The organism is Methanospirillum hungatei, assembly GCF_020216685.1.
GTDB classification, from domain to species: Archaea; Halobacteriota; Methanomicrobia; order Methanomicrobiales; family Methanospirillaceae; genus Methanospirillum; species Methanospirillum hungatei_B.
This window is the reverse complement of sequence record NZ_JAIWNS010000253.1, coordinates 1-5,322: the sequence shown is the minus strand read 5'-3', so window position 1 is coordinate 5,322 and position 5,322 is coordinate 1. Positions and strand designations below refer to the sequence as shown.

General features: G+C 43.8%; 4 protein-coding genes. 3 read left to right on the top strand and 1 reads right to left on the bottom strand.

Features of this window, described 5'->3' with window-relative positions; all coding sequences use genetic code 11:
* The 3 genes from LDL35_RS14295 to LDL35_RS14285 all read left to right on the top strand — a co-directional run.
* The coding region (locus LDL35_RS14295) for an FtsK/SpoIIIE domain-containing protein (RefSeq protein ID WP_304023651.1) at positions 1 to 1,059 on the top strand (1,059 nt) is incomplete at its 5' end.
* A 674-nt stretch (positions 1,060 to 1,733) separates the two neighbouring features.
* Positions 1,734 to 2,369 (top strand): response regulator, encoded by a 636-nt coding sequence (locus LDL35_RS14290; RefSeq protein ID WP_304023648.1) that lies wholly within the window; start codon positions 1,734 to 1,736, stop codon positions 2,367 to 2,369.
* A complete protein-coding gene (locus tag LDL35_RS14285; RefSeq protein WP_304023646.1) occupies positions 2,345 to 3,520 on the top strand; it encodes a PAS domain S-box protein in 1,176 nt (391 codons plus the stop codon). Before LDL35_RS14290 ends, LDL35_RS14285 begins: the two co-directional genes overlap by 25 nt.
* A 119-nt stretch (positions 3,521 to 3,639) precedes the next feature.
* Here the strand turns inward: LDL35_RS14285 and LDL35_RS14280 are convergent.
* Positions 3,640 to 5,322: PAS domain S-box protein (locus tag LDL35_RS14280; RefSeq protein WP_304023645.1), on the bottom strand; the 1,683-nt coding region annotated here is incomplete at its 5' end.

The window sequence follows — 5,322 nt, the reverse complement described above, 5'->3', positions numbered from 1 at the left end:
GATCCCTCCCAGGCAGAGGCGTATCTCTCCAGGCTGGTAGAGACTCTCCGTCTGCTTTCAATTCCGGTTCTCCCGGCAGGATATACCATCGGACCACGGTTTATCAGGCTGAAGATTATCCCTGATCTCTCAAAAAGAGTCACCTTTTCTAAGATTGCGAACCGTGCGGTTGATATCCAGCTTGGGCTTTCGCTCACCTTTCCTCCCCTTATTCAGGCACAAAGCGGGTATATCAGCTGTGACGTGCCCCATGATACCTGGCAACCATGCGATGTCAGATCCCTGATCCGGGATGGAAAACCTTCCTCACGGTCGCTGTGTCCCTTTCCTATCGGGAGAAGAATAGACGGATCGGTTATGATGGGCGATCTGGCAGATCCGGTTATGACCAGCTGTCTTATCGGAGGGACATCGGGTTCAGGAAAGAGTGAACTTATCCGGTCAATCGTAATTGGAATCACTCTCATGAACCCAAAACCCCAGGTCTCATTCATTCTTATCGATCCAAAGCGGGTGACATTCACCGATTTTGTCTCCTTCCCATCTCTCTTCATGCCGGTGATCATGGATCCTGATATGGCTATCAAGACCCTTGATGCATGTGTCAGAGAGATGGAGGAGCGGTATATGCAGCTTGAAAAGACGGGGTTTACGAACATTTCTGAGTATAATTTTAGGCAACCTGAACCGATGACCCGCCGGATCATCGTTATTGATGAATATGCGGATCTTATCATGAACCGGGTTACGAAAGAGGCTCTGGAGACTGCAATTCAGAAGATCGGACAGAAAGGAAGAGCGGCAGGATTTCATCTGATTCTGGCCACCCAGCGGCCGGATGCACGGATTATTACCGGAGTCATTAAAGCGAACCTGCAACTCAAGATTGCGCTGAAAGTGACGTCTGTATCAAATTCACGGATAATTCTCGATGAATCCGGAGCAGAATGTCTTGCCGGCTATGGGGATATGCTCATCGGGGGGAGTGTTCCGATACAGCGATTACAGGGAGCTATGGTTTCATCTGGTGATTTTTCGGCGTGTGGATTGAAAAATTAAATTTTTCTAAAAACGAATATGTAATTCGTAGCCACTCTTCCATATGCCATCATCTTGACATTCTGATCCTGTTCAAGCACTCCCCTGTTCTGCCACCATACTCAATTCCAGCACTGCTCCTCATGTGCTTCCTCCTGATCCTCTCTCCTTGAACTCGTCATGGTCATTATGCTGAACAGTATCCCAGATCCAGGCGTCAGCATTTTTTCCAATTGATATACGGGTATTCGGGTGTTATCCCAGCCAACATCGTTACATAGGGACCGATCTCCCCCGAAAGTGCTCTTAATATTATTCGAATCTGACGATGCAAACATGGTGCAGTGTTTATCAGGAACAAACCCATTATTACCGTAAATTATATAACCCCATAATCTACCTTAAACCTCCGGTGAAGGAGTATAAAATATTCGCTGCACCAGTTTCAAGGCCATAGAATAGGTTTTAAGGCAAATCTTTAACATATGAGATATGAAATAGAGATACTATAACACTGCGTAAATAATACATGATAAAGACGAATACAGAGGTTTTTCACCTCCTATTAAACGGTAAAAAAGAGCAGAGTATCTGAATTATGCCCCCCATACGACAACATTTGGGATGTTAGAGAGAATAAAAAACCTGTCAGGTATGTGAGTACACATGATAAAAACCCAGGATCTCATAAAAACATGATTTCAATCCTCTATGCAGATGATGAAAAAGACCGTCTCCTCATAGGTAAAAAAATCCTGGAGCAAACGGGCGAATTCTCCGTCCAAACCTGTACATCGGTACAGGAAGGCCTGGAGAATATATACTCCCATGTTTATGATGTTATCATATCCCGGTTTTCAAAACCCGGCTTTGATGGAATTTCCTTTTTAAAAGCAGTCAGGAAGCTGTCAGCAGATATCCCGTTCATCCTCCTGGCAAATCCTGATAATGATCTGGCTCTCTATGAAGTGTACCAGAATGGTGCAGATATATATCCCTGGAAAGAGGGGAATGAGGAGTTCAGGTTCGCGTTACTCACTCTGAAAATCAGATCAGTAGGGCAGAGGGGCAAGAGGGAAAGTCCCGTACCTGATCTGAAATCCGAAGCAGAATCTCTCAAGCACCGGGCAGCAATGCTCGGGATTCTCAATGAGATCATATCCGAGGTAAATAATGCTCAAATTCTTACGGATCTTCTGGAAACGGTCCTTGATAGGTCGATAACTCTCTTAAACTTTGATGCCGGAGGAATTTATTTCGTTGATTCTGGTTCCCGGACGGCCCATATTGTTCATGCGTTCAGAATATGGAATATTCGTATGAGGAATTAATCGGAAAGAGAACCATAGATCTTCAATTATGGAATTCACAGGAAGAACGAGATCAATTCATCGAACTCATCAAAAAACAGGGCCGATTAAAAGGTTTTGAGTCAGTTACCCATTCAAAATCAGGAAAAGCCCTTTGGGTGTCAATCTCTGCTGAAATTGTTGACCTGGAGGGTCATACATATCTTATCAGCACCATCAGGGATATAACTGAGCGGAAACAGTATGAGATCGCATTAAAAGAAAGTGAGGAGAAATATCGGAATGTCATAGAAAAGGCCCAGGACAGCATCGTTATTGTTCAGGACTTCCATCTGGTATTCGTAAATGAAGCATTTGCACAAATGACCGGGTACCTGGTTGATGAACTTACCGGAAAAGACTTTCGGACACTTTTCCCTCCTGATAAGCAGGAAAAGATAACAGAGATTATTTATAAAAGAGTTGCCGGAGAACCATTGCGCAGGGCCTATGAAACCAGTATCCTTCGACGTGATCAATCGGAAATTCAGGTAGAAGCGATTGGGGCATTGATATCATATCTTGGTGCCCCGGCAGATCTCATCATCATACGGGACATTCATGAACGAAAAAGACTTGAATTCTCTCTCCTTGAAGCACTCAAAAAACTCAAAATTCTGACCGGAATAACAAGACATGATATTATCAATGATTTAAATGTCATCACCGTCTCTCTGGATTTCGTCCTTGAATCGGATTTGACGAATGAACAAAAGGAATACATCACCAATGCTCTCACCGCAGGAGAGACGTTGAAAAATACAATAGAATTTACCAGAGAGTATGAAGATTTCGGATCTCTGTCCAGCCGATGGGTAAACCTTCTTACTATTGTGAATGCAGCGAGATCTGATGTCTCCTTCGGAGATATAACAACGGACATTTCTATCTCTCCGGATGTAGAGATATTTGCAGATCCTATTATCCAGAAAGTCTTTTCAACCTTATTTGAAAACTCTGTCAGGCATGGGACCACTATCACCACCATCCGGATTACACCAGAAAAAAGAGGGAATAAACTCATTATCACCTATACTGATGACGGGATAGGAGTTGAAGAGGCAGAAAAAAGAGAAGATCTTTCAGCATGGGTATGGAAAGAATACCGGAATGGGGTTGTATCTGGTACGTGAACTTCTTTCAATCACCGGACTTACGATCCGTGAAACTGGCAGTCCAGGAAAGGGAGTACGATTTGAAATTGTTGTCCCTGATGGATTATTCAGATTTCAACAATATTAATTAGGGTTTTTCAGGATAGGCGGTATGACTCTTGGGGGATGTTCATCTCAAACCGTGCTCCGTCTCCCGGTTTTCCATTCTCTGTGATCATGATATCGGTCAGGGACAAGATCTCTCTGACAAGAAACATCCCAAGGCCGGTGTTCTTTCCAAATCCCCGTTCAAAGATCTTCTCTTTCTCTTCTTCTGCAATGCCAACTCCGTTATCTTCCCACACTAATAAAAGGTCTTCTCCCTCTTTTTGGTAAAAAACATCAATGCGAGACAGCGTCTCTCCATACCGGAGTGAGTTGTCAAGAAGATTATAAAACACTTGTTTTAACAGAGGATCTGCAAATATCTCAAGAGAATCAGTTTTTACCTCAATCCGAATATCCTGCACCGGCAGTCGGGTCATAACATTCTGTACTACTGCTGCAACATTCTGCCAGGAAGGTTCTTTTACGCCCATATCTTCATAATCTTTTGTAAACCGTATCTGACGAGAGATAATTTGAACGATTCTCTCTTCTTTTTCGATAAAATCTGCGGTTATTTTTGGATCTGTGAGAGTGTCTTTGGATAGTTCCAAAAATCCTGATAGTGCATCAAGCTGGTTTGTAATATCATTGCGGGTAATGCTGGAGAGGAGGTTTAATTTCTTATTCGCCAGTAAAAGGGCATGTTCAGCCTTTTTCCGCTCGGTAATATCCCTGATAGATGACTGCATATATTTTTTCCCATTGATCTCAAAGGTAGAGAGAAAAACATCCGCTGGAAAGAGAGACCCATCCTTTCTCTTGTGGACCCATTCAAACTGCTCTTTTCCATTTTCAAAAGCTGCACGGATGTGCTGTGCGGCAGCAATCTGAGAGTCCTGACCGTCTGGCTGAAACGGGGGAGAAGAATCGTATGGCCGCATGCCGGCTATATCCTCCATAGAATCATAACCAAACAGATGGATGGCAATATCATTACAGTCAACAAGCCCCCCATCTTCCACTAGCATCAGAGCCTCGTAGGACCGTTCAAAGACCGCACGAAATTTTGTCTCACTATCCCGAATCTGCTGCTCACGTATGGCAAGTAAATCCAATTGTTTTCGGAGTTCTTCTTCGGCTTTTTTCAGGTTGGTAATGTCCCGGATTGATTCAATGGCACCGACAATCTCACCATTGCTATTGTAGAGCGGGCTTGCCTTTCCCATCAGGGTAACGACCTGATTTTTCGGCCGTGGAAGAGAGATCTCAGCGATCAGGACATTCTTCTCATGAATGATATGTGAATACCGCTCGGCAACAACATCATCTGATTCAAATATCAGATCAATGAGAATCTTACGCCTTTCTCCGTAGAATGGGATGGCATATTCTAAATTTCCTTTCCCCAACATCTGTTCAGATGAATACCCGGTCATCTCTTCAATTGCCTGATTCCATGCAATGATGATACCATCACGGTTGATGGCAAATGTCGCGTCCGGGAGGAAATTAATGATATCAGACAGTCTTTTTTCCGATTCAATCAGTTCATGCTCAGCTTTCAAGCGGGATACTGCCTGGCGTATTTTATGTCCTAATTCTGCAAACTGGGCCTTCGGATCGCCACCTTTCTGAAGATAAAAATCGGCCCCGTTGTTTAGGGCTTCGATTACAACCTCTTCCCTGCCCCGGCCGGTAAAGAGGATGAATGGGATATTCCCATAAGATGAACG